Origin of the sequence: Lactococcus sp. LG606 (genome assembly GCF_017309645.1) — a bacterium.
GTDB classification, from domain to species: Bacteria; Bacillota; Bacilli; order Lactobacillales; family Streptococcaceae; genus Lactococcus; species Lactococcus petauri.
In genome coordinates this window covers 1,316,112-1,340,400 of the sequence record NZ_CP071301.1, presented here as the reverse complement: position 1 = coordinate 1,340,400, position 24,289 = coordinate 1,316,112, and the positions used below count along the sequence as shown (strand labels likewise).

Annotated in this window: 21 protein-coding genes; 12 read left to right on the top strand and 9 right to left on the bottom strand. The window is 37.8% G+C overall.

Annotation, left to right across the window (positions count from 1 at the left end):
* Nucleotides 1–168: 168 nt before the first annotated feature.
* The 4 genes from J0J35_RS06620 to J0J35_RS06605 form a co-directional block, all read right to left on the bottom strand.
* Complete coding sequence (locus J0J35_RS06620; RefSeq protein WP_003134178.1) at nt 169–1,881, bottom strand: phospho-sugar mutase; 1,713 nt, start codon at nt 1,879–1,881, stop codon at nt 169–171.
* A 159-nt stretch (nt 1,882–2,040) separates the two neighbouring features.
* On the bottom strand, nt 2,041–2,622 hold the full coding sequence (locus tag J0J35_RS06615; protein ID WP_003134176.1) for an ECF transporter S component: 582 nt from the start codon (nt 2,620–2,622) through the stop codon (nt 2,041–2,043).
* Nucleotides 2,623–2,626: 4 nt separating this feature from the next.
* Nucleotides 2,627–3,178: a phosphopantothenoylcysteine decarboxylase gene (gene coaC / locus J0J35_RS06610; RefSeq protein WP_206916269.1), complete on the bottom strand. Its 552-nt coding sequence runs from the start codon at nt 3,176–3,178 to the stop codon at nt 2,627–2,629.
* Nucleotides 3,171–3,869 (bottom strand): phosphopantothenate--cysteine ligase, encoded by a 699-nt coding sequence (locus tag J0J35_RS06605; RefSeq protein ID WP_198494244.1) that lies wholly within the window; start codon nt 3,867–3,869, stop codon nt 3,171–3,173. Before J0J35_RS06605 ends, coaC begins: the two co-directional genes overlap by 8 nt.
* Nucleotides 3,870–4,008: 139 nt before the next feature.
* Between J0J35_RS06605 and J0J35_RS06600 the strand changes: the two genes are divergently transcribed.
* A complete protein-coding gene (locus tag J0J35_RS06600; RefSeq protein ID WP_206918190.1) occupies nt 4,009–5,298 on the top strand; it encodes a serine dehydratase subunit alpha family protein in 1,290 nt (429 codons plus the stop codon).
* Between the two features lie 48 nt (nt 5,299–5,346).
* Here J0J35_RS06600 and J0J35_RS06595 read toward each other — a convergent pair whose 3' ends face one another.
* Nucleotides 5,347–5,526, bottom strand: coding sequence for a 2-hydroxymuconate tautomerase (locus tag J0J35_RS06595; protein WP_014025285.1), 180 nt, complete (start codon nt 5,524–5,526; stop codon nt 5,347–5,349).
* Between the two features lie 308 nt (nt 5,527–5,834).
* Here J0J35_RS06595 and J0J35_RS06590 point away from each other — a divergent pair, with 308 nt between their 5' ends.
* Both J0J35_RS06590 and J0J35_RS06585 read left to right on the top strand, forming a co-directional pair.
* Entirely contained in the window at nt 5,835–9,536 is a 3,702-nt protein-coding gene (locus tag J0J35_RS06590) for an Ig-like domain-containing protein (protein ID WP_206918189.1), read from the top strand.
* A gap of 251 nt (nt 9,537–9,787) precedes the next feature.
* Nucleotides 9,788–10,453 (top strand): MIP/aquaporin family protein, encoded by a 666-nt coding sequence (locus J0J35_RS06585; RefSeq protein ID WP_019293817.1) that lies wholly within the window; start codon nt 9,788–9,790, stop codon nt 10,451–10,453.
* Between the two features lie 114 nt (nt 10,454–10,567).
* Here J0J35_RS06585 and J0J35_RS06580 read toward each other — a convergent pair whose 3' ends face one another.
* Nucleotides 10,568–12,280, bottom strand: coding sequence for a collagen binding domain-containing protein (locus J0J35_RS06580; RefSeq protein ID WP_206916268.1), 1,713 nt, complete (start codon nt 12,278–12,280; stop codon nt 10,568–10,570).
* Between the two features lie 180 nt (nt 12,281–12,460).
* Between J0J35_RS06580 and J0J35_RS06575 the strand changes: the two genes are divergently transcribed.
* The 3 genes from J0J35_RS06575 (at nt 12,461) to J0J35_RS06565 (ending at nt 16,152) form a co-directional block, all read left to right on the top strand.
* Nucleotides 12,461–13,249, top strand: coding sequence for a Cof-type HAD-IIB family hydrolase (locus J0J35_RS06575; RefSeq protein WP_206916266.1), 789 nt, complete (start codon nt 12,461–12,463; stop codon nt 13,247–13,249).
* Nucleotides 13,250–13,397: 148 nt separating this feature from the next.
* Complete coding sequence (locus J0J35_RS06570; RefSeq protein WP_206916265.1) at nt 13,398–14,087, top strand: response regulator transcription factor; 690 nt, start codon at nt 13,398–13,400, stop codon at nt 14,085–14,087.
* Complete coding sequence (locus J0J35_RS06565) at nt 14,065–16,152, top strand: sensor histidine kinase KdpD (protein ID WP_206916264.1); 2,088 nt, start codon at nt 14,065–14,067, stop codon at nt 16,150–16,152. The genes J0J35_RS06570 and J0J35_RS06565 overlap by 23 nt, the downstream gene beginning before the upstream one ends.
* Nucleotides 16,153–16,190: 38 nt before the next feature.
* On the opposite strand, the gene J0J35_RS06560 is transcribed toward J0J35_RS06565, so the two are convergent.
* Nucleotides 16,191–16,394 (bottom strand): CsbD family protein, encoded by a 204-nt coding sequence (locus J0J35_RS06560; protein WP_003134237.1) that lies wholly within the window; start codon nt 16,392–16,394, stop codon nt 16,191–16,193.
* Between the two features lie 224 nt (nt 16,395–16,618).
* Between J0J35_RS06560 and J0J35_RS06555 the strand changes: the two genes are divergently transcribed.
* Genes J0J35_RS06555 through J0J35_RS06545 form a run of 3 tightly spaced genes read left to right on the top strand, consistent with a single transcriptional unit; the run spans nt 16,619 to nt 18,974 of the window.
* Nucleotides 16,619–17,182, top strand: a complete 564-nt coding sequence (locus tag J0J35_RS06555; RefSeq protein ID WP_003134238.1) for a TetR/AcrR family transcriptional regulator — start codon at nt 16,619–16,621, stop codon at nt 17,180–17,182.
* A 35-nt stretch (nt 17,183–17,217) separates the two neighbouring features.
* Complete coding sequence (locus tag J0J35_RS06550) at nt 17,218–18,291, top strand: ABC transporter permease (RefSeq protein WP_206916263.1); 1,074 nt, start codon at nt 17,218–17,220, stop codon at nt 18,289–18,291.
* Between the two features lie 2 nt (nt 18,292–18,293).
* Entirely contained in the window at nt 18,294–18,974 is a 681-nt protein-coding gene (locus J0J35_RS06545; protein WP_003134240.1) for an ABC transporter ATP-binding protein, read from the top strand.
* 47 nt (nt 18,975–19,021) lie between these two features.
* Here the strand turns inward: J0J35_RS06545 and J0J35_RS11685 are convergent, their stop codons facing one another.
* Together J0J35_RS11685 and J0J35_RS11680 are read right to left on the bottom strand one after the other, a co-directional pair.
* Entirely contained in the window at nt 19,022–19,579 is a 558-nt protein-coding gene (locus J0J35_RS11685) for a hypothetical protein (protein ID WP_242534008.1), read from the bottom strand.
* The gene (locus J0J35_RS11680; RefSeq protein WP_242534007.1) at nt 19,524–20,369 is read right to left on the bottom strand and encodes a hypothetical protein; all 846 of its coding nucleotides are present in this window, start codon (nt 20,367–20,369) and stop codon (nt 19,524–19,526) included. The genes J0J35_RS11685 and J0J35_RS11680 overlap by 56 nt, the downstream gene beginning before the upstream one ends.
* A 315-nt stretch (nt 20,370–20,684) precedes the next feature.
* Here J0J35_RS11680 and J0J35_RS06535 point away from each other — a divergent pair, with 315 nt between their 5' ends.
* The 3 genes from J0J35_RS06535 to J0J35_RS06525 all read left to right on the top strand — a co-directional run bounded on the left by J0J35_RS06535 (nt 20,685) and on the right by J0J35_RS06525 (nt 24,285).
* On the top strand, nt 20,685–22,817 hold the full coding sequence (locus tag J0J35_RS06535; protein ID WP_206916262.1) for a glycosyltransferase family 2 protein: 2,133 nt from the start codon (nt 20,685–20,687) through the stop codon (nt 22,815–22,817).
* A 36-nt stretch (nt 22,818–22,853) separates the two neighbouring features.
* Nucleotides 22,854–23,540: an EAL domain-containing protein gene (locus J0J35_RS06530; RefSeq protein WP_165719909.1), complete on the top strand. Its 687-nt coding sequence runs from the start codon at nt 22,854–22,856 to the stop codon at nt 23,538–23,540.
* Nucleotides 23,541–23,604: 64 nt separating this feature from the next.
* Complete coding sequence (locus J0J35_RS06525; protein ID WP_206916261.1) at nt 23,605–24,285, top strand: EAL domain-containing protein; 681 nt, start codon at nt 23,605–23,607, stop codon at nt 24,283–24,285.
* Nucleotides 24,286–24,289 lie beyond the last annotated feature (4 nt).

Below are 24,289 nucleotides of genomic sequence, written 5' to 3'. Positions count from 1 at the left end.
TTTACAGGAAATTGCTTTATTTTTCAATAGGTCTATAGTCTGAAATAACCTATTTTAAAGGTTTGCAGCAGCTTATTTTTCTTGCTTGAAGATTAAAAAAGATTGAGTTTTTTATTATGTTGGTGATAAATAAAAAAGCTGTCTGTGACAGACAGCTTTTAGGACAATTTATCCGATAAATGTTGTGATTTCTTTTTCAAAATGATCAATTTTACTTTGTGCTTGTGCTTCTGTATCTGCTACAGCAGCCATATAGAATTTTATCTTAGGCTCTGTACCAGAAGGGCGAACAGCAATCCAGCTACCATCTTCTAAATGATATTTTAAAACATCAGAAGGAGGAGTTGTTAATTTTTCAACTTTGCCACTGTGTGATGTTGCAGTAAGTTCTTTGAAGTCTTCAGTCAAAAGAATTTCAAGACCGTCAAATTTTTCTGGTGCATTGTCACGGAATTTACCCATGATTTCAGCGATTTGTTCTTTCCCAGTACTACCTTCAAGCGTAACTGAAAGTGTCTTTTCAACAAAGAAACCATATTCAGCATAGATATCTTGAATACCATCATAGAGTGTTTTACCTAAAGAACGGTAGTAAGCCGCAACTTCACAGATAAGGAGCATTGCTTGGATAGCATCTTTATCACGGACAAAAGGCTTGATGAGATAGCCAAAGCTTTCTTCAAAACCAAACATGTAAGTGTGTTCACCTGTAGTTTCCCAAGCATGAATTTTTTCGCCAATGAATTTGAACCCTGTGAGTACATTAAACATTTTCACGTTATAGCTTTCAGCAATATGACTGACTAACTCAGTAGAGACGATAGATTTAGCCATAGCCGCATTAGCCGGTAATGTGCCAGCTGTTTTATGTGCTTCGAGGATATATTTAGCTAAGACGGCGCCGATTTGGTTACCTGTCAAAGGTTGGTAGCTTCCATCTGGTAAGCGGACTTCGACACCGATACGGTCGGCATCTGGGTCAGTAGCAACCAACATGTCAGCTCCAACTTTACGGCCAAGTTCTTCAGACATAGCAAAAGCTGCTTGACTTTCTGGGTTAGGTGATTTTACAGTTGAAAAGTCGGGATCGGGGATAGCTTGCTCTTCTACAACAGCAATTTTTTCAAAACCAGCTGTGGCAAGAGCTCGACGTCCCAGCATTTCACCAGTCCCGTGGAGAGGTGTGTAAACGATGTTAAGATCACGACCGTATTCGTTAATTAAATCATGATTGATTGTAACAGTTTCGATATTTTTAAGATATTTTGCATCAATATCTTCACCGATAATTTTGATCATACCATCCGCAATATATTTTTCCGTATCACCTAAAGTGATAGAGAAAATATCGTCAATTTGTCGAATATATTCGGTCAAAGCTGCAGCATCTTCAGGTGGCATTTGACCACCGTCTTCGCCGTAAACCTTGTAGCCGTTATAAGGAGCAGGATTGTGGCTGGCTGTAATCATAACACCTGTGAGAGTATTCAATTCACGAATTGTAAAGCTCAAGGCTGGAGTGGGACGAAGACTGTCATAGACATAGCTTGGAATACCATGGTCTGCTAGGATCGTTGCCGTTTCCATAGCAAATTCTTTAGAAAAGTGACGACTATCATAAGCAATAGCTACACCTCGTTTTTTTGCATCACCTTTGCTGTCCATCAGACGTGCAAGTCCTTCAGTTGTTAAGCGCACTGTGTAAATATTCATACGGTTTGTTCCAGCACCTAAAAGCCCACGTTGACCAGCTGTACCGAACTCAAGATATGTATAGAATGCATCTTCCTTTGTTTTTTCGTCCATTGCAAGCAATTCTTTATGCAAGTCAGGCGTTAAGTCAGCATTTAACCATTGTTCGTAAATTTCATTGTATGACATTGTTATCCTCCAAAGCCTTTGTTTTCAAGGCTTCAATTAGTTATTGTTTATTTTAAATCCTAATCAAAAATGAATTCGGTTTCAGATGTATTATATCATTTTTCATTTTTATTTTCCAAAAAATAAAAAAAACAGACCATGTGATGCCTGCTTTGTAATTTATCTTGATTTTTCTAAAGAAGGAACAATCGCTGCTGTTAAAATGACGGCAATAACAACTTCAGCAATGGAATTACTTGTAATAATCAGCTGAATAAGCCCTGCGAAAGTCATCCCTGTGTACTGACCAAAAAATAAAGTAATGAAACTTAAGACAAGTACTGTATTTGTAGCTGTACCTACAAAAGCAGCAATACCTGCACCTGTACGTGTTTTCATGGCTTTATAGATAAAATAAGGAAATACACCAATGAGGATTCGAGGGACAATAGCAACCACTAAAGCCCAGAGGGAACCATGATTTGTACCAGGAATGGGTTGAAGTGGGCTAAACACATAACTCAAAGGTGTAGTAAGGATTGTGGAATTAATAACGCTGATAATTCCCATTACTAGTCCTAAGAAAGCACCTTTCCGTGCACCTAAGACAATGGAACCGATGATTACAGGAATATGCAAGAGTGTAGGCACAATAGGCAATGGCCACACACTATAGACGATTTGGCTCAAAACTTGCACGACAACCATGATAGCAATAAAGATTGCAAGGATGGCAATATCGGATGCTTTTGATTTTTTCATGTTTTTAAATTTCCTCAATTTTAGTAGCTTGATCCAGCGTATCAACAATGGTATCAATATTTGCGAGTGCGCCTTCACCAAAGTCTCCACAAGCTAAGAGAGATTGTTTGGGTTGTATAACATTGTATCCTATTGATTTTAAAATATCAATATTTTTCATCGTTAAAGGATTGGCATACATATTAGTATTCATAGCAGGAGCAATATATTTGGTTTTGCTTGGATGTAGTGCAAGGGCTACAGAAGTTACAATATCAGAAGCGACACCATGAGAAAGACGACTTATGGTATCCGCTGTGGCAGGAGCAACAACAAAAATATCAGTGTGTTTTGCGATATCGATATGATTAACAACATCGGGATGCTCTTCATCCATAATATCAAGGTGTACTTTATTTTTAGATAAAACTTGCAAAGTTAAAGGTGTAATGAATTGTGTAGCTGCTTTTGTCATCAAAATAGTAACATTATGGTTCTTTTTGTTGAGCATTGAGACGATATCTGCAGCTTTGTAGGCTGCAATGCTGCCAGTAACAGCAAGAGTTATATTAGCCATGATTTGCCTCCTCGGATTTTTTAACAATTACTTGAGCAATTTGTGGTTTAGTGTGAAGCTGAGTAATATCCGCAGAACCACTAACTAAGAAGGCCAGATGGTTTTCTCCTTGGATATTAGCTAGATCATTTGCAATAATAAAATCAGCAGAAGTTTCTTTGAGTTTGCTTTGGGCAACCTCCAGCAAGTGCTCCTCACTGACGCCAGAAAGGAGTTTAAAGCCAAAAAGAAGAACTTCAGGTTTCCATTTTTTAATAAATGAAATAACTTTTGGTGTTTTTTCCAAGAGCATCATTTGGTAATCAGAATTTGAGGATATTTTTTTCTGTACTTCAGGGCGGAAATGAATGAGCTGTTCTTTTGTAAGTGGCTGTGGCAAGTCATCTACCCCAGTCATATAAACAGGACGATAATCAGAAACTGCCATACTGTGGACAACAACATCGACTGCTGGAAGAAATCTTTCTACATTATTTAGTAAATCTTGTGTATCGCCAATTGGGATAACAGTTAAATTTTCTTGTTTTGAGGGTAGCTGTGCAAAACGTCCAGCTAACAAAATAACCTGATGTCCGTGTGTCAAAAATTCTTCAGCAGTTAATTTTCCTAAACTACCTGTCGCGAAATTAGTGATACCGCGGACGGTATCAATGGACTCAGTGGTACCACCTGCTGTAATTAAAATCTTCATGGCTTTATTTTAACCTAAGTCTTTTCGCAATGCAAGAAGAGTATACCCCGCTAGGTAACAAAACCAAGAAAGCGGTTGCGATAATTAGGGATATGAACTATAATTTAAAATGAAAAAGTCAAAAAGAAAAGAGAACAATATGCTGACAGAAGAAATTAGAAATAGTTTTTTACAAGTTTTAGAAGAAGGTGTTAAGCCCGCTACAGGTTGTACAGAGCCTGTGGCTGTGGCCTATGCTGCTGCAGTATGCCGCACATATTTAGAAGATCCCCATATCGATCGAATAAATATACGGGTGTCCGCTAATGTAATGAAAAATGCCTTGGCTGTAATTGTTCCTGGAACGAAAGAAGCTGGAGTAGAAGTAGCTGCAGCTGCAGGTGCCCTAGCAGGAAATGCTGAAGCTGGCTTGAAGGTAATTTCTGAACTCTCGCCAGATATAGTTCCAGAAATTATTAGCCTTGCTCGGTCAAACCAAGTAAAAGCTGAGGTTGCTTCTGTAGCAGATAAATTGTACGTTGAAGTTAGCATAGCTTCAGGGTGTGAAACAGTTACAGTTAAAATTGCAGGGGGGCACACTTCCATTTACTGGATACAAAAAAATAAAGAAGTGATTTTCAAAAAAGAAAAACTTCAATCTAATGAAGAATCAAGTAGTGTTGAATTTTTAAAAAAGTGCAGTTTTGCGGAAATCTGGGATTTTGCAACTAGTCAAAATCTGGAAGATATTTTACCTTTAATAAAAGCACAAGAATTAAACATGACTTTGGCTTCAGAAGGTTTAAGCAATGATTATGGGATGGGGATTGGAAAAGCATTACTTAACCACAGAAGCCTTTCAGATCTCAGTCTTGAAGAGCAAATTGTTATTTGTACAGCTGCAGCTTCAGATGCACGTATGGGAGGCTGCCAGCATGCAGCAATGACAAATTCTGGCTCAGGAAATCAAGGAATTACAGCCACAGTTCCTGTTTGTGTCTTTGCACAAAATAGGAGTGTGAGTGAAGAAAAACTTATTAGGGCATTAACTCTTTCACATCTTACAGCTCTTTATATTCATGCATTTTTACCTTTACTTTCTGCTTATTGTGCTACAGATTCGGCAGCAATGGGAGCAGCAGCCGGTTTAATTTATCTCGAATCAGAGGATGAAGAAAAAGCTGGGATGGCAATTAAGAACATGATTGGTGACGCAGTAGGAATGATTTGTGATGGTGCAGGTTTTTCTTGTGCACTAAAAGTAGTGAGCTCTGTATCCTCAATGTATCGTGCAGTACAGCTGGCTCAGTCAGGTGTGGTTATTCCAGCAACAAATGGGATTGTTTCAGGAGAGGTAGATGACTGTATCCGTGATTTAGGACTTTATGTTTCTAGCGGAATGCAGAATTCTGATCCTGTCATATTAGATATTATGATGCATAAGAAATAAAATCTAGAAAAAGAAAAAGCTTAGAGAAAACTCTCTAAGCTTTTTTCTTTATTGTTTAGGTTCACCGTGGGGATAAAAATTATCTTTTGCCATCTCATCATAGATGACATAAATAGCTTCACGAGGTGCTCCAGTATGTTTCATCACAGACTCTGTGATCTCTTTTGCTAAAGCTTTTTTGGCTTCAGCACTACGTCCTTCAACTAATTCAACATGTACAAATGGCATAGTAATCCTCCTTAGGATTGTTTAATATGCTTTTATTTTATCATTTTTTTTACAAATGAGCATCTTTTTAAATAGGGGTAACATAAGGATAAAAAAATAGTACACTTTCCAAGCTCATTTTTTTGATTTAATAATTTTTATAATTTATAATTATTCATATGATGTAATTTTGGAAAAAGTCACAATATTCTAATTTTTGTGATTTTACTAATAAAATAGCTTGTTTTCACTTATTTCAGGGAAACTAGATATAGAGGAGGAGTTGAATAAAAAAATGGTTGTTGAATAAATATTGTTAAAATAGGAGGATATATTGTGAAAAATGGAAAAATTATTTAAAAAGTAGTCAATATATAAAAAAACATTTATTATCAGCCGGTATATCAGGAAATGTACTTCTAGCAGGTGTCGTAGTAGCTGGGGCTTATACGCTATTCCCTAACCCTATCGTTGCCAATGCTGCGGTATTAGGAGTAGAAATCTTTGGGGATACCACCTCTTCAAACAACACGACTTCAAGTCTAGCTAACCCCTATCCAGAAGGGTCACAACAAAATGTAAACTTTACAATTTCAGGGAATTCCGCAGTAACTACGAATGTCTTATCTGGTACGCGATATGCAGTCATTGTTATTCCACCAGAACTACGGGGAACGATAACACCGGGACAGGCAACCGGAAGCACCAATGTCTCGGTTGATTTGACTAAAGTTCCACTAATAACAGGACTAGTGGGAACATTAAATAATACGTTGAGTGGTTTAACAAGTATTGTTGACACAGTGACGAGTACAGCAGGACTGAAATTTGATACTTCGCGACTCTATGCTGATTTGAATTTATTGTCCAATGTAATGACCATTGATCAAGGCGCATGGTCACAAGCAGCAACTCTAAGCCCTGATGGCTCAATGATTATAGTTGATTTGGATAAAGGTTTGGGTCCAATTTTAGTTAATAATGTGATTAATATCTTGCAAGACTTAAAATTAGCGGTTAATGACCTCAATGTTACTGTTACAGCAAGCGATCCTTTGGGTACATTACACTTAACAGCTGCGACTCTTAATACTACGCTGGCGCCCATAAAAACTGCTTTGACCGTGGCTATTGATGGTGTATTAACTCCTGTTTTAAATGATGCAGGTGTTTTGACACAACAATTGTTGGATGTTTCTTTGCTAGGAAGTACGACGGTTAATGTACCAACAACGATAAATATACCTACGACATCAACGACACAAGGAACTGTTACTTCAAAATTTGTTGGTACAATTGTCCAATCAGATATTTTGGATGTGAGTCTTTTCAGTGGATCAGATAGCTCTTCAAATATTTACTGGAATGGATTAGCTGTATTACCCACACCACCTGTAATTTCAACTGTTACCGGAAATTCTCAAGCCGGTTATGTTGTAAAAGGAACAGCTGACCCAGGAAATACAGTAAAGATTATTAATCCGACTACAGGTCAAGAAATTGGAAGCGGATTAGCAGATAGTTCAGGTAACTATAGTATTACGTTGCCAACCGGATCAGTTGGCGCCAATGCTGATATTAATGCCACCGCGACAGATACGGCCGGCAATGTAAGTGTACCAACAGCCGGCAAAACCCCAGCCGATGCGGATACGACAGCCCCTGATGCACCGACCATTACTAATGTGATAGGCAATTCCACAGACGGCTATACAGTGACTGGTACAGCCGAAGCAGATGCGAAAGTAGAAATCAAAGACTCCACTGGCGCAGTTATTGGCACTGCCACAGCGGATGGTTCTGGCAACTACAGCGTAACTTTGCCGGGCTCAGTTGGCCCAAACGCTGATATCACAGCGACCGCAACCGATGCGGCCGGTAATGTAAGTGCACCAACAGCCGGTAAAACGCCAGCGGATGCGGATACGACAGCGCCTGATGCACCAGTAATTACCGGCATCACAGGTAACTCTACAGATGGTTACACTGTCACAGGTACGGCCGAAGCGGATTCGAAAGTAGAAATCAAAGATTCTACCGGAACAATCATTGGCACTGCCACAGCGGATGGTTCCGGCAATTACAGCGTAACTTTACCGGCATCAGTTGGCCCAAACGCTGATATCACAGCGACCGCAACCGATGCGGCCGGCAATGTGAGCGTACCAACAGCCGGTAAAACCCCAGCTGATGCGGATACGACAGCGCCTGATGCACCAGTAATTACCGGCATCACAGGCAATTCCACAGATGGCTATACAGTGACTGGTACAGCCGAAGCAGGTTCGAAAGTAGAGATCAAAGATTCCACTGGCGCAGTCATTGGTTCTGCCACAGCAGATGGTTCCGGCAACTACAGCGTAACTTTACCGGGTTCAGTTGGCTCAAACGCTGATATCACAGCGACTGCAACTGATGCGGCCGGCAATGTGAGCGCACCAACACCCGGTAAAACGCCAGCCGATACGGATACTACAGCACCTGATGCTCCAACTATTACTAATGTGACAGGTAACTCTACAGATGGCTACACTGTCACAGGTACGGCTGAAGCGGGATCTACGGTTGAAATCAAAGACTCTACCGGAACAGTCATTGGCTCTGCCACAGCGGATGGTTCTGGCAACTACAGCGTAACTTTACCGGGTTCAGTTGGCGCTAACGCCGATATTACAGTGACTGCGACAGATGCGGCAGGTAATGTAAGTACACCAACAGCCGGCAAAACGCCAGCCGATGCGGATACGACAGCGCCTGAAGCACCAGTAATTACCGGCATCACAGGAAACTCTACAGATGGCTACACTGTCACAGGTACGGCTGAAGCGGGATCTACGGTTGAAATCAAAGACTCTACCGGAACAGTCATTGGCTCTGCCACAGCGGATGGTTCTGGCAATTACAGCGTAACTTTACCGGGTTCAGTTGGCCCAAACGCTGATATCACAGCGACCGCAACCGATGCGGCCGGCAATGTGAGCGCACCAACAGCCGGTAAAACCCCAGCCGATGCGGATACTACAGCACCTGATGCACCGACCATTACTAATGTGACAGGCAATTCCACAGATGGCTATGTCGTCACTGGTATGGCTGAAGCGGGTTCGAAAGTAGAGATCAAAGATTCGACTGGCGCAGTCATTGGTTCTGCCACAGCAGATGGTTCCGGCAACTACAGCGTAACTTTACCGGGTTCAGTTGGCTCAAACGCTGATATCACAGCGACTGCAACTGATGCGGCCGGCAATGTGAGCGCACCAACAGCCGGCAAAACGCCAGCGGATGCGGATACGACAGCACCTGATGCACCGACCATTACTAATGTGACAGGCAATTCCACAGATGGCTATACAGTGACAGGTACGGCCGAAGCAGGTGCGAAGGTAGAAATCAAAGATTCTACCGGAACAATTATTGGTTCTGCCACAGCGGATGGTTCTGGCAACTACAGCGTAACTTTACCAGCTTCAGTTGGACCAAACGCTAATATCACAGCTACCGCAACCGATGCGGCCGGCAATGTAAGTGCACCAACAGCCGGCAAAACGCCAGCAGATCCAAAGGATACTACAGCGCCAGATTCACCTCAGGTTACGGACGTCACTAAGAATCCTGACGGAGGCTATGATGTAGGTGGAACTGCAGAACCAGGTTCTACGGTTACGATTACGGATGGCAATGGTAATGTGGTTGGCAGTGGTAAAACAGATGATTCTGGGCACTTCCACATTACATTACCAGCTGGTAGTGTGAAACCAGGGGATGTTCTTAATATTACAGCAACAGATGCAGCAGGTAACGAGAGTGCGCCAAGCCATTTTCAAATCCCATCTAATGCCGTTGTACCAGTGACATTTGGTGGAAGTGGAGGTCAATATTCAAATGGCTTGCCAGCTTCTTATGCCAAGAGTGTAACTCTTCCTGCAACAGGGGAAAGTGACAACACCCTGCCAACAGTAATTGGTTTTAGCCTTTTAGCTTTTCTAAGCCTTTTACTTACAAATTTAAGAAGAAAAAAAGATGTTAACTAAGATATATCATAGTGGGAACTGAAGCGATTTATTTCTTCTTTCTTTTCAAAACCCTGGGTGAAAATCTGGGGTTTGTTTTTTTTATATTCTTGATAAAAACAATTTATTTTACTGTGGATAAAAATTAAATGTAGATAGACAAATTCTAATAATATGAATAAAAAGAAAGAAATTTTCTTATTCTGTAAGCATTAAATTATCTGAACGATATTAGAGAGTGTTATAATAGTGGTTGAGAAAAGAACTTATTTATGAGAAAATATTTTGCAGAATTTATCGGAACATTTGTTCTTGTATTTTTAGGTACAGGTACTGTAGCTATTGCTAATACTGGAGAAACCGCTATTGGTTACTTAGGCATTGGTTTAGCGTTTGGTTTAGCCGTAACGATTATGGCGTGCGCGGTAGGAGGTGTTTCAGGTGGACATTTTAATCCAGCTGTTTCCCTTGCTATGGTAATTAATAAGCGTTTGGCAATTAAAGATGGTGTTGCTTATGTAATTTCACAATTTGTAGGTGCACTTGCTGCTTCTGCAGTATTGTCAATTTTCATTAAAGCCTTGAACCTTCCTAAAGATGGTTTTGGACAAACAGACTTTCCAAATATTACAGCTGGAGAAGCTTTCTTATTTGAAGCTATTATTACCTTCTTATTTGTGTTTGTTATTTTGATGGTTACCAGTGAAAAATATGGGAATGCCGGCTTAGCCCCAATTGCTATTGGTTTAGCTTTAGCATTCTTGATTATTGTAGCTTTGAATTTAACAGGTGGATCATTGAATCCCGCACGTAGTTTTGGACCTGCTGTCTTTGCAGGCGGTTCGGCATTGTCACACTATTGGGTGTACTTATTGGCACCATTGGTAGGTGCGGCAATTGCTGCAGTAGCTGCTAAATTTATGGGTAGCGAAGATTAATTATAATAGAGTAGATTAGTAAGTCTGCTCTTTTTTGATGAAAATTTATCTTTTGAATTTAGAAATTGTGAGTAAAAAAGAAAAAATGCCTCGCTTTACGAGAGCATTTTTATTTTATGCTTGTCTATTTCGACGTAGCGAAAAAGCTACAAATGAGAGAATGAGTAGAACGAATCCAGAAAGGACAGAGGTAAGTCCATTGTCATCACCTGTTTTTGGTAAAGTATTACCAGATTGTTTTTTCCCTTTTTCTGAATGATTTCCAGCGGGCATTGCAGGGCTATTTGACTTACTTGTTCTCGTTGTCTCTACGTCTGTCTTCGTGCTTTTATTTTTCTCTGTTATCACGGGGGTTACTTTTTCAAACTGTGGATGTTGAACGTCTTCCACTTTTTTGGATTCATCAACAATGACTTCTTGACTAGGCGCAACATGTACATCGACTTGATGCTTTTCTGCTGTTTGATTGGCCTCATTTTCTGTTATAGAAGAGTTTGCATTTTCTGTTTCAACAGCAGGTATTTCTTGGAGTTGCTCTGATTCGTCTTCTACAACTTCCTGATTAGGCACAACATGTACATCGACTTGATTTTTTTCCGCTGTTTGATTGGCCTCATTTTCTGTTATAGAAGAGTTTGCATTTTCTGTTTCAACAGCAGGTATTTCTTCGAGTTGCTCTGATTCGTCTTGCACAACTTCTTGACTAGGCGCAACATGTACATCGACTTGATTTTTTTCCGCTGTTTGATTGGCCTCATTTTCTGTTATAGAAGAGTTTGCGTTCTCTGTTTCAACAGCAGGTATTTCTTCAAGCTCTTCAAAGTTGTTTTCAAGTGTTTCTTCAGTCGCTTCCTTGATTCCTTGTTCACCATTGGCATCACCATCTGCAAAAAGGTTTACAACATCGGAAGTTCCTTGATCTTGAATCGTTTCTTGACCATAGGGTTGGTAATTCACATTGCATGTGTTAGTAAAGGATCTGATAGTGTTATCAGTGATGATTGTGTTATACATGAAGCTAAAAGAGGCTAGGCGCGCATGTTCGCGTTTAATTGTAATGCTAAATGAGTCATCGGGAAGAATCTCTATGCTACCGTATCCTTTAGCTACAAACTCATCGCCGGTTATCTGGAAGTTTCCTAAATAATTTTCAATACTAACGCGAAATGATTGTGCATCAAGTTTTTGCCCAAGTCCATGCGTGTCAGTTAATACAATATCACTTGAGAGTTCTTCCTTTGTCATATTAGCATTAACAAACCAGCGGACTTTTCCTTTTTCGCCTAGCATGTCACCGCTCTTCCAAAAGAAAGGACGAGTTCCTATTTGCCCTGTATTTCCAGGGTCACCATGAATTGTAATTTCTTGGGCTGTTGCAGTGGTGCTTAAATTTGTTTTGATACTTGTATCGTTAGGATTTTTAGTTCTTGTTGCCTGTAATCCAAAATTAAAATAGCCTTTGACATGTTCAAGCTGATTAACTTTTTCATTAAAGGTGGCAATGACACGGTCTTTATATATGAGTGCTTCACCCAATTCACCTAAAGAAATTTTACGAGGAGAACCGTCGTTTTCTGTCATTCCTTGTAACTCGGTAGGAAGTGTGAAAGTAATCGTGTCACCAGCTTTTACCTTGAGGTTATCCTTGCTGCTGAACTCAACTCTGACAGAAGTCGTCTGACCTTGTGTCAGTTTAGTATTTGAAAATTTGAGACTATCGATAAAGTTGGTGTTGCTTAGTTCTGCAGCAGATGCATGTTTTGAATGGAGCATCAAACCTAAAAAAGCGGTAAAAAAAATGAGCAATATTTGTATTGTTCGTTTCATATAAGAGTATTTTTCCTTTTTGTTTTCTTTCTATTTTAAAAATTGACTTTTTCAGTCTGTTGAAAATTCTAATAAATTTATTTTATGAAAACAACTGTATTGACTTGAAGGAGCAAATATAATTAACAGAAAAACTTTTATTTTGATAAAATAGATGCAGAACACAGAGGAGTAAATAAAATGATAACAGCTATTGCAACAGATATGGACGGCACTTTTTTGGATGAAAAATCGACTTATGATAAAAAGTACTTCTCTACTCTCCAACAGAAAATGAATGCCAAGGGAATCCGCTTCATTGTGGCCAGTGGCAATCAATACTTCAAGTTAAAGTCTTATTTTTCAGATACGAAAGATATTATTTTTATCTCTGAAAATGGTGGGATTATCACAATCAATGATGAGATGGAAATGGTCGCAAGTTTTGATGCAAAAGAGGTAAGTCAAGTTCTAAAGTTACTTGAAGAACTCGAGATTCCTGTTGTTGTGTGTGGTGCCAAGAGTGCCTATACCTTAGAGAGTGTTTCAGAAGAGTTTGAAACTTTCGCCCATAAATATTACGAAAAACTGGAACTTATCCCCTCTTTTGATAAGTTACCTGATGATACAGTAGTTAAATTTGCTACAATTATCCCGGAAGCAGAATTAGCTTCTGTCACGGCAAGATTGAATAGTCGTTTTAAAAAAGGAATAAAAGCGGTAACGAGTGGGAATATCTATCTGGATATTGTCCTTGAGGGCAGTAATAAGGGAGCAGCTATTGAGAGAGTTTTGCAAGAACTTGCACTTTCGCCGCAACATTTAGCGGCTTTTGGAGACGCCAATAATGATCTCGAAATGTTGCAAATGGCTGGTTATTCTTATGCCGTAGCCAATGCTAATGCTCAAGCGAAGGCCAAGGCAAAGAAGGTTATAGGCAGTAATAGGGAAAAAGCCGTGCTGGCAGAGATCGATAAAATTATACAGTGAAAGTAGGAAAAAAGTACAACTTCGAATGCGTACTTTTTTATTTTATGCTTTTTAAACTAAAAAATTAAGAAAGTATTAAGAAATCAAGCTAAAATTTGTTAATAACTTTCTGTTATACTGAGGGCATCAAGTAGAAATGAGGGAAAAGATGAAGCATACCGTTCTAATTGTGGATGATGAAAAAGAGATACGTGAAGCGATTGCACTTTATCTAAAAAATGAGGGGATACATGGGATTCAGGCAAAGGATGGTGTTGAAGCACTGGAAATTCTTGATAACGAAGAAGTTCATTTAATTATTATGGATATCATGATGCCCAAGCTCGATGGTATCGCAGCCACTTTTAAGATACGCCAATCACAACAGATTCCTATTCTGATGCTGAGTGCTAAAAGTGAAGATACAGATAAAATTTTGGGCCTACAAATTGGGGCGGATGATTATCTGACAAAGCCCTTTAATCCTTTAGAATTAATCGCTCGTGTCAAGTCACAGCTACGCAGATATACCTCCTTAGGGAGCTATGAAAAAGCAGAAAGTACCATCCAGCTTCATGGCTTGACTATTGATCAAGACGGTAAGGAAGTACGAGTAGACGGGGAACTGATAAAATTAACACCCACAGAATTCAAAATTACAGAATTATTGGCTTATAATGCTGGAAAAGTTTTCTCTATTAAGGAAATCTATGAACGTGTTTGGCAAGAGCCGGGATTTAATGCTGAAAATACTGTAGCTGTACATATAAGAAAAATCCGTGAAAAAATAGAAGTAAATCCAAAAAATCCAAAATATTTAAAGGTGGTGTGGGGCATTGGCTACAAAATGGAAAAATAAATTCGCTGTGAGTATTGGACTAGCTTTGCTACTTTTGGGAGTGAACAGTTTAGTTTTTACAGCCTTGAATGCTGAACAATACATTTTTAACGACTATTTTCAGTCGAAATACTTCAAACAAGAGGTTGCAACTTTAGAAGAAGCACTGATCAATACTCAGGTAAATCCAAATCTACCGATAAAGGTAACAGCAGAAGATATTGAAGAATATCGTATGAGTCAACCGGACAAGTATTCGCAAGTAAGTGTGATTAAAGAAGATCCTGTCTTTCTTGAACGACTCAAGGATGCGAAAGCAGCTGGTGACAAAACTGCAATCAAGAAACTTGAGGACCAACAAAATAAAAAGTTAAATGAAGTAGAAAAGTTTTTCACAGATGACAAATACGTCACAGAGAAGGTAAAGGAGCATAAGAAAGAACTTATTGCGCAACAAAAAACAGATTGGATGCCACAATATAAAGAGCTTTCCTCAGATATTCATTATCAAGTGACTGAAATTAACTCGGGGAAATATCTAGACAATCTGTCTGACAATAAAACCTTTGCTACAGCAAAAACTTTATTCAAGGGCAATATCAGTCAAATTAATTTTGAGGGTCAAAATCGCTTTGATGGTCAAATTATTATATTAAAAAATAGCAACTTCAACCAAAGAGCATCTGTTAAAAGCTTTACTGAAATGAAAAATCTAACCATTGGGCTTCTTTGTATGAGTATTTTGAGTTTTGCAGCCTTCCTTGTTTATTGGAAGAAAACGAAAAAAGGAGAAGATATACTTCTGGAAAAAGTTCAATCTTGGGATAAAATAGCGCTTGATGGGCAGATTTTCCTTGCTACGATTCTTTCCCTCCTTTATTTGTTACTTACACGTGAGGCTAGCCTTACATGGAGCTTCCTTCCATTGCTACAAAAATTCTGTTGGGCATTCTTAGTTCTCTATCTGTTTGCAATTGTGAGTTGGGGAATTTATCATAAAGCACAGGAGCGTGAAAATTGGCAACAAACCTATCTGGCCAGAAGTATAAGACTCTTAAAAGATGCTGCGGATAATTTTTCAACAGGGTCAAAAGCCTGGTTCATTTTCTGGAGCATGGGTGCAGTAGTAGTTGGTTTCCTGCTGACAATGATGTGGGGAGGACAAGGAATTATTCTTTACTTGTTTGTGCTTGTGATTTATCTTTTGTTGATTTCGATTTATCTGCTGCGGCGTTTGGTCATGTTTAATCAGACTGTGAAAATTATTGAGGAGATTGCTCAAGGAAAAAATGCGGAAGTCTTAAACGTCAAGCCCAAAGGGAAAACAGTTTTTCGTAGAGTTTCTGAAAATCTCAAAACCATCAATGAGGAAGTGAAAACTTCCAAAAGTCAACAAGTAAAAAGTGAGCGCTTGAAGACCGAGCTCATTACAAATGTTTCTCATGATTTAAGAACACCTTTGACTTCAATCATTACTTCTGTTGATTTATTGCGGAATGCCGATCTGTCCCAAGAAGAAAAGAATAAGTATGTTGCAGTTATCGATCAAAAATCAAAGCGTTTAAAAGTTCTCATCGATGATCTTTTTGAGGTTTCCAAAATGGCCAGTGGTAATATTGATTTGAAAAAAAGTAGAATTGATCTTGTGCAATTGCTCGATCAATCACTGGCTGAACTTTCTGAGAAAATCGAAGATTCCTCCCTCAAGTTTGTTACGCAAACGGATAAGGAACTCTTGGCTTTAGTGGATGGGGATAAGATGTGGCGCGTTTTCGAAAATTTAATCCATAACATCTTGAAATACTCTATGGAAAACACTAGGGTTTATATTTCAGGACATAAAAGTGAAAATGGCATAATTGAATTGGTCTTTAAAAATATTTCGCGAGAAGAACTCGGAGAAAATAGTCAAGAATTGTCGCAGCGTTTCAAAAGAGGCGATTTATCGAGGAACACAACAGGTTCAGGCTTGGGGCTAGCTATAGCTCAGTCGATTGTGGAAGCACATGAGGGACGTTTCCTTTTAGAAATAGATGGAGATTTGTTTAAAGTAACTTTGTCCTTTCCGAGTTTAGAGCTTGAATAAAATAAAAAAAGCACTATCTACATAGTGCTTTTTTTATTTTATTTTTTGTGGTGATCAAGTTTTTCTTTGACATTATCAACTGCATCTTCTGATGCATCTTTAATGTCTGCAGCAACTTCCTTCACCTTACCGATTGTTTTATCAAGGACGCCTTCAGCTTTTTTCTTGTTGTCACCTGTAACATCACCAACAACTTCTTTAGCGTTACCTTTGAGTTTGTCTGTTGTACCTCTGTCGACCATAAAAAATACCTCCTTGTTGTTTATACTTTTATTCTACTGGTTATCGTCTCCTTTTGCAAGGTATTCAACTCGTAAATTTTTTAAGCGTCTGATTTATAGGATTTTCTGATGTATGACAGTTTTTATAGAAAACCTAATGCACTATATTTGACTCTGTGAGATTAAACTGCTAAAATTTACCCTAAAGTGACACTGTGTCATTTATAGAGTCAAGGGAGGAAAAAATGCCTAAAGCTACTTATCTAAAACTTCCAGAAGAAAAAAAACAACGCATCTATGCGGCTTGTAAGACCGAGTTTGCGGATAAACCCTTCCATCAAGCCACGGTGAGAAATATTGTGCAGAGTTTAGAAATCCCTCGGGGGAGTTTTTACCAATATTTTGAAGATTTAACAGATTGTTATATCTATGTTCTGTCTCAAGAGACAAGTGAGCTTCACCAGCTTTTCTTAGATGCGATTAAAAAATATCCGCTTGAAAAAGCCTTAGATGAATACAAGCATTTGCTATTAAAGGAACTCGTACATAATGAAAATTACGCCATCTACAAATATCGCTTTTTAGATTGGAATCACGAATTGACATTAGCTTGGAAAAAGTATAATCCTCAAACATTTGTAAGTAAAGAGCCTGTTTCGCCAATGATTTCTGTGTTTAAAGCAGTTGTGCACGATCTTGTTTACAGACTATTTGCAGAAGAGTGGAGTGATCAAGAATTTGTTGCGCACTATGACAGTGAAGTCGCAGTGATTATGAATGGCCTCTCAGGCAGTCAAAATCATCAATAAAGAAGAGAACGAAGAGTTCTTCAAGGAGTTGTATTATGTTTTTATCACTTAAAGAAATATTTTATTACAAGACAAGGTACACTTTGATTGCAACGATCATATTTTTGGTTTCTTATGTTGTTTTCATATTGTCAGGCCTATCAACTGGTCTTGCCAACCAGTTTAAACAAGCTGTAGTGGATTGGAATGCAGAAAAGATTGTTCTGTCAGACAGTTCGAATAACATTCTGTCTGCTTCGCAGATTTCAAAAGCAGAGTTAGATAATATTGATGGAAAAGAGTTGTCTCCCGTTTCAGTTTTTTCAACTTCTATTAATCAGGGAGAGGATAAAAGAGAGAATATTACGGTTATGGCGCTCCCAATAGGTTCCGATATTCTACCACAAGTCAAGGATGGTGTTGATTTTTCAGAAGACAAGAAAGAAATCGTCATCCCAGAAAATCTTGCTGACAGGGGCTATAAAGTGGGAGACAAGATAAAGGTAGGGAATAACGATACAGAGTTAAAAATCGTTGGTATCGCCAAAGCGACCTACTACTCAGCAACACCTGTCGTCTATAGTTCATTTGCTACGCTTTCCGCAATTAAAAACATGAACGCAGCAGCCGCAGATGATTCTGTTAATGGTGTCATTGTAAAATCGGGTCAAGTAACCTTGAAAGGTTCAAGTTCAGATAAATTGAAAGTCATCACAACTTCTGAACTTATCAACAATATCCCAGGTTATTCTGCACAGAAAACAACACTGAGCGCAATGATTTATTTCTTGTTCTTGATTGTGCTGCTCATTATTGCTGTCTTTATGTATGTTATTACGCTTCAAAAAGTTCCAATCTTTGGGATTATGAAGGCGCAAGGGATTTCAAACTTCCTTATCATGAAGTCGATCTTATGGCAAAGTTTCTGGCTAGCATTGGTCGGTGTAGTTGCAGCTTTTGGTGGGAGCTATCTCACAAGCTTCGTGCTACCGCAAGCTATGCCGTTTGCAATTGATTTTTCTATATGGACAATTTATGGGCTCATATTGATTGTCGTATCAATACTGGGTTCTGTATTTTCACTGTATACGATTAGAAAAATTGATCCTACTCAAGCGATTGGAGGTTAATAATGAAAGATATTCTACATATGGATAAAGTCACAAAGAGCTTTGGTAAGGGGCGAACAGAAGTTCAAGCCTTGAAAGGCATTGATCTACGGGTACAAGCTGGGGAGTTTATCTCAATCATTGGTCCTTCAGGCTCTGGTAAAAGTACTTTTCTAACAATTGCTGGAGGGCTTCAGTCTTCAACAACAGGGACAACAAAAATCAATACGATTGATTTTAATAAACTCTCAGAAAAAGAACGTTCAAAAGTAAGATTTAAAGAAGTGGGTTTTATCTTACAAGCTTCGAATCTCATACCTTATTTGACTGTCAAAGAACAGTTGAAACTTGTGGATAAGATAAATAAAAAGAACATTAATCGAGGTAAAATAGATGAAATGCTCGACTCTTTAGATATTTTAGAGCTACAAGATAAATATCCTGGGGAACTCTCTGGTGGGGAACGTCAACGTGTTGCAATCACACGTGCACTCTATAATGATCCAAGCTTGATTTTAGCTGACGAACCGACAGCCAGCTTAGATACAGAAAGGGCTTATCAGGTTGTGGATATTTTAAGAAAAGAAGCACATGAAAAAAATAAAGCCACTATTATGGTCACCCATGATTCGCGGATGATCAAAAATAGTGACAGCGTATATCGTATTGAAGACGGCAACCTCTTTAAGGTAGACAATCCTTGAGGGAGGATAAATAAAAAATGAGGGATAACTCCCTCATTTTTTACGGTTTATATTTTACGACGTTTTAAATAGAAGTAAGAGACGATGAGAATAAGAAAACCGCCAATCGAAAGAAGAGCTAACCCGTAAAAAATATGCGCAGCACTTAGATGTGATGATTGTGGATTAATTAATTGTAGGAAAAATGTTTTTGAATTATTTTGCTTCTCAGTAAGAAACAAGAGGAAAATAATGAGAAAGAATTGATGAATCAAGGAACCTTTTTTTTGAGTTGTGTTTTTTAGAAGAATACGGTGGTCTTCGGGAATATGAAGTGCCATGAAATACTGATTATTGAGCCATTTATTTAGGAGAAAATGACCATAGCTTAATAAGAAAAAACTAAAACTCAGAGCAGAAGGTACTAACGTCATCAATAACCCAAGCACTAATCCCAGTAAAATGAAATTATCCATGTGTGGGACCAATTGAGTGATTTTCTTATAAGTTGCTAATGCGATGACCATTCCTAAAGCATAAGGCAGGTACAATAAAAGATTTTCTGAACCTTTACCAAAGATATTGATGACATAGAGAGAACCGAATAGAAAAAAGAAAATTACCAATTGCACCGTTAAGAAAAGTTAAGATATTTAGGGAAAGTGGTATTTGATAATTCCGGTATTCTTTTCTCGTCTTGTAAATAAGAAAAACAAAGAAAAAACTAAAGCCTAGTAATGAAACCCCAATAGCCAAGGCAGAACTTAGAAGTCTTCCCGTACGTAAGAGGATTAATAGAAGGCAGAGCCCCGTAAAAATAAATAGGTCTTTTTTAGAGAGATATAGAGCGGCTTCGGGTTTCATTCTGTTAGTGAGAACCTGTTTACCTACGGCTTCATAGGCATATCCAAGAGCAATTGCATAAAACAAAATGTATAAGCCAAATGATAAGGAAAGTCCCAAAGTCCCTGAAAGGGTCAATCCTGCAAATAAAGCAATCAAAGCTAAGAGAAGAAGAGGATAGGAAGTTTTCTTTTCCGTATTTGGCTGAAAGTGATTAAGTGTGACTGTCGCAGTAGGAAGCCATGAGGCGCTTAAACCAATAAGAACGCCTGCAGGCAGATATAACCAAGAATTCAAGGGGCCAATAAAAGCAAACACAGAACCTGCAAGGCCTGTATACAAGGATAGAATAAGAAGTTCTAAACTAGAAATAGTATTTTTAATGGCACGGACCAGAAAGACGCCAAGGATACGACAAGTATAGTATAAAGCGAAGGGTAAAACAGAACGTTCAGTTATTCCATCATTTAAACTAAGAAAAAGCAAGAAGGGCACCATGATAACGGTATTGGAAAGGACCACTAACATTGACTTTCCCCAATCATAAGCTATTTCACGTATTTTAATTCTCATTTTTCTACCTCTAAATTTTTGCTAAGAAACAAAATGAATTATCTGAATTATTATATCACGTTGCCTATAAAGATAACAGGGAGTTGTGTGAACAAGAGAAAAATCAAAGAAGGAAGCAGTCTATATTAAAAAAATGAGTGAGATATTCTTAAACCTTAAAAAATGATTAAATTGAACAATCAACTCGTTTAAGTTATAATAGATGCAATAAGGAGGGATTTATGAGACATATGAAAGAGAACAGTATGTTTTTCTAAAAAGATATATACTCTAAATCCCGCCAAAATACAGAAGTAAATAGTAGGGAGTTTAGTAGTGAAAAAGATTGAATTAAATGTATCGAGGGTGATTTATGGCTTATTGGGCTTAACTTTAACCTTTGATGTGCTCTTGTCATTAAGTCAACGCACACTTTATGAAAATTTAAGTTCAGTTCTATTGCTCGTAGCTCCAATCCTGATCATGGCTTATATCATTTCGACACAAAGTGGTAGAAAGAGTACGTGGAAAACAGCACTTTTGTTTTTAATGCTCTTTCTAATTTTTGTCCTTGAAACGGGCGTTGTGATTGGGCACGGCTTAAGTCCAACACCGCTCTTCAATGTTTTAGCGGTGATTGCATATACAGGTCTCATAAGAATTTTCCTAGAAAAGAAGTGGACAATGGAGTTGGCTACTTTGAAAAGATGGACCTTTGGACTTTCAGGATTTTATCTTATCCTTGCACTCATCTTTGGTTTTTTTACGGTAAATCAAATTCCAACTGAAATATACAGCAATGTTCGTATCTTTTTAGTTGTACTGACCTTGGCTGTTCAACTTTTATTGCTTGGTCTTTCAGGTGTAATTTTATTTAATAAATTAAGAAAAAGTATTGGAAATTTTGCTTGGGGCTTTACGGTAGTGCTTCTCAGCATTTTTGGAGGTATTCTTTTCTATGTACTACAGGCTGATGTCAATGCACAGCTAGTAGCCCGCTTTTTATTGCTTGTCCAAATCGTTATGGCAATCTCATTGATTATCGAAAGCATCTATACTGGTCTTTCCAATTACTTTAAGCCATACAATAAAATACTGCTTTACTTGGTTTCTATCTTGCCACTTGTTTTTCTTTTCGAAAATAAATTCTGGGGCATGAGCTATTTGAAAGAGATTTTTGAAATCATGATTAGTAAATTGACATTTTTTGCAGTATTTTTCTCAATTCTCACTTTTATTTATTATACGATAGAAACAATTTTGCTCTGGTATGCTTACAGTACAAAAAGCTATACGAGTGATCTCAGTCATGTTGAGATTGAAACGAATTATCGGATCATTGTATTAATTCCTTGTATGAACGAAGAGTTAGTCATCAAAAACACTGTGAAAAGCTTGTTAAATACCAATTATGAAAATCTTGATATTTATGTGATTGATGATGCCAGCATTGATAATACGGTGCAAGAAGTACAAGAATTCCAAGGTAATAAGAGATTCCATCTTCTCCAAAGATTCCAGCCTCAAGCGCAGCAAGGAAAAGGTGAAGCACTCAATTGGGCTTATAAGAAAATAACGGATTCTTATATTGATAAAGGTTATATTTTTGAAGAAACACTTATCACTATTATTGATGCAGACTCAAGTGTGGCAACAGATTACTTTGACAAGGTAAATTTGGTCTTTAACTCGGATTTTGAATTGACTGGTTTACAATCAAAAGTACAAGTAATCAACCGTAACAGAGACACATCACAAGATTTGGAATTTGGTGAGATTATCAATGCGACTCAATCTTTGCGTAGTAAAACAAATACCGTAGCCTTTGGTGGAAACGGACAGTTTTGTAAACTTAGCACTCTGTATTCTTTGCATGAAGCACCATGGACAACATCGCTAGTAGAGGATTTTGACCTTTCTTTACGTCTCTTTTTATCTGATATATATAATGTACGTAATGTCCAATATGATGATATTAAAATCAAACAAACAGGAATCTATGATGATACGATGTCCTTAGTTAAACAGCGCGTGCGGTGGGCACAAGGCAATATCCAAACCTTTAAGTACATATTCCCTATTATCAAATCAGAAAATTTAGAGTTCAAACAAAAATTAGAGCTGTGTTTTACCCTGATAAAACCTTGGTTGATGGCTATAGAATATGTAGTCGTTATTTACACAGGCGTTGTTTTATTTGGCACATTGCTGCTTTTTGGTTTAAACGATGCAGTGAAAAGCTTTGTTATAATCTTTGCCTTGATGGTACTCTACATTTTTCTTATCAATGTTGTCTGGGCAGTCCTGTATAATAAAAACTCTCAGGAAAAATTCAGATGGGGCCATGTTTTAAGCGATGCTTACTATTTGACCAAGTTTTTGATTGTTCTCAGTCAAATCTATCCGCAAGCGACACTCAGATATTTCAGATCGCAAAATACATGGGATAAAACGAAACGTCAAGCTTAATTTTTCATAAAAAATTGTAAAAAGAAAGGATGCAACTTGAAAAAATATATCTTACAAGAGAATAATTTTGTTTATTTTTATAATAAAATATATGATCATGCGCATAGTATAAAAGGAGTGGAGTGCGTGCTTCGTGAACAAAATGATAAGCAAGAATGGGTACTTCCACAAAATATAGATCATTTACCCTTTTTCATACTGAAAGACAATTTAAAAGAAAGCATCAAAGTTGCGAATCCCGAACATTTTAAAGTTGTCATTAAACTTACGCTTGAACAATTTTTGAGTCGCAAGTTTAAAAAGAATATCAAAACGATTGCTGAGTCACTCCAACCATTTGACCTTATTATTGAAATATCTCATAATGAGATTGTGAAAAAGAAGAAGAGTCTAAGACGTGTCAGTCGTAGAATTACAAAGTGCAAAGCCTATGGTATCAATTTTTCTATCAATAATCTTGGAGCCGAATTCTATTTTGCCCGCAACATTCATCGCTTGCTTCCTTTAATTGATGTATTGAAGTTAGATATGCGACATTTTAATGATAAAGAAAAATGGATTGATTTAACCATTAAGTTTTGGAAGAAATTGGCCAATAAATATCAACTTGAGTTAGTTGTATCCGGTGTTGAAACGGATGAAGATGAAAAACTTGTTGATTTATTAGACATCAATTTGAGGCAGGGTTATCTCTATGGCCCACCTCAACCAGTGATTGACTGAGAAAACTTTTTACCCCTGAACAGAAGGAAAGAGCTTTTCAGTATATTTGAGGAGAAAAGTAGGCTTGAAATTTGACGAATTAATCTTTTATAGACAAAAAATTTGTGATTTTACTCAAAATGACAAAGAAGAATACGAACTGTTATTGAGATATAAACATGCTGATGTTTGTTATTTCCCGTCGGAGATGTTTGATGAGATTGTTTCTGACCATCAGCTCCATAATTTATACCTTCAAAGGCTGGAAGTCCTCTTGGAAGAACAGCTCAGTAAGGATGATTATATTTATTCCCTGAATCTGGATTATCAAGAACTTTATTTTGAAGAAACGGTAGAATTTTTGAGGACATTTAAATATAGGGACAGGTTAAGATTAGAACTCACAGAGCGCTTGCCCGTAAACTGTCAAAATGAAGAAGACTTCTTGCCGATTGAAGCCATCCAAACGCTTAAGAATTTGGGATATGCGATTGCTCTAGACGATTTTTTATCGGGGATAAATCATTATAAAACGCTATTCATCCTAGATGATTATATTGATCGTGTAAAGATTTCAGCCTTAGATTTTAACAGTTATTTATCACCTACTAAGTTAAAGGATTTTATATTTTCAATTGTTGATACGATTAAATTTCTTAAGAAGGAGATTGTAATTGAAGGAGTTGAGGTGGAAGAGCTTCTCGCAAGTTTTCCAAAAGAATGGCTCCAACAAACTTATTACTATGATAGACCGCATAGCTTCTAATAAA

Bases quoted from the DNA above. Each gene is read 5' to 3' on its own strand.
- J0J35_RS06620 (WP_003134178.1), bottom strand. From the start codon at position 1,881: ATGTCATACAATGAAATTTACGAACAATGGTTAAATGCTGACTTAACG.
- J0J35_RS06615 (WP_003134176.1), bottom strand. From the start codon at position 2,622: ATGAAAAAATCAAAAGCATCCGATATTGCCATCCTTGCAATCTTTATT.
- coaC (WP_206916269.1), bottom strand. From the start codon at position 3,178: ATGGCTAATATAACTCTTGCTGTTACTGGCAGCATTGCAGCCTACAAA.
- J0J35_RS06605 (WP_198494244.1), bottom strand. From the start codon at position 3,869: ATGAAGATTTTAATTACAGCAGGTGGTACCACTGAGTCCATTGATACC.
- J0J35_RS06600 (WP_206918190.1), top strand. From the start codon at position 4,009: ATGCTGACAGAAGAAATTAGAAATAGTTTTTTACAAGTTTTAGAAGAA.
- J0J35_RS06595 (WP_014025285.1), bottom strand. From the start codon at position 5,526: ATGCCATTTGTACATGTTGAATTAGTTGAAGGACGTAGTGCTGAAGCC.
- J0J35_RS06585 (WP_019293817.1), top strand. From the start codon at position 9,788: ATGAGAAAATATTTTGCAGAATTTATCGGAACATTTGTTCTTGTATTT.
- J0J35_RS06580 (WP_206916268.1), bottom strand. From the start codon at position 12,280: ATGAAACGAACAATACAAATATTGCTCATTTTTTTTACCGCTTTTTTA.
- J0J35_RS06575 (WP_206916266.1), top strand. From the start codon at position 12,461: ATGATAACAGCTATTGCAACAGATATGGACGGCACTTTTTTGGATGAA.
- J0J35_RS06570 (WP_206916265.1), top strand. From the start codon at position 13,398: ATGAAGCATACCGTTCTAATTGTGGATGATGAAAAAGAGATACGTGAA.
- J0J35_RS06560 (WP_003134237.1), bottom strand. From the start codon at position 16,394: ATGGTCGACAGAGGTACAACAGACAAACTCAAAGGTAACGCTAAAGAA.
- J0J35_RS06555 (WP_003134238.1), top strand. From the start codon at position 16,619: ATGCCTAAAGCTACTTATCTAAAACTTCCAGAAGAAAAAAAACAACGC.
- J0J35_RS06550 (WP_206916263.1), top strand. From the start codon at position 17,218: ATGTTTTTATCACTTAAAGAAATATTTTATTACAAGACAAGGTACACT.
- J0J35_RS06545 (WP_003134240.1), top strand. From the start codon at position 18,294: ATGAAAGATATTCTACATATGGATAAAGTCACAAAGAGCTTTGGTAAG.
- J0J35_RS11680 (WP_242534007.1), bottom strand. From the start codon at position 20,369: ATGAGAATTAAAATACGTGAAATAGCTTATGATTGGGGAAAGTCAATG.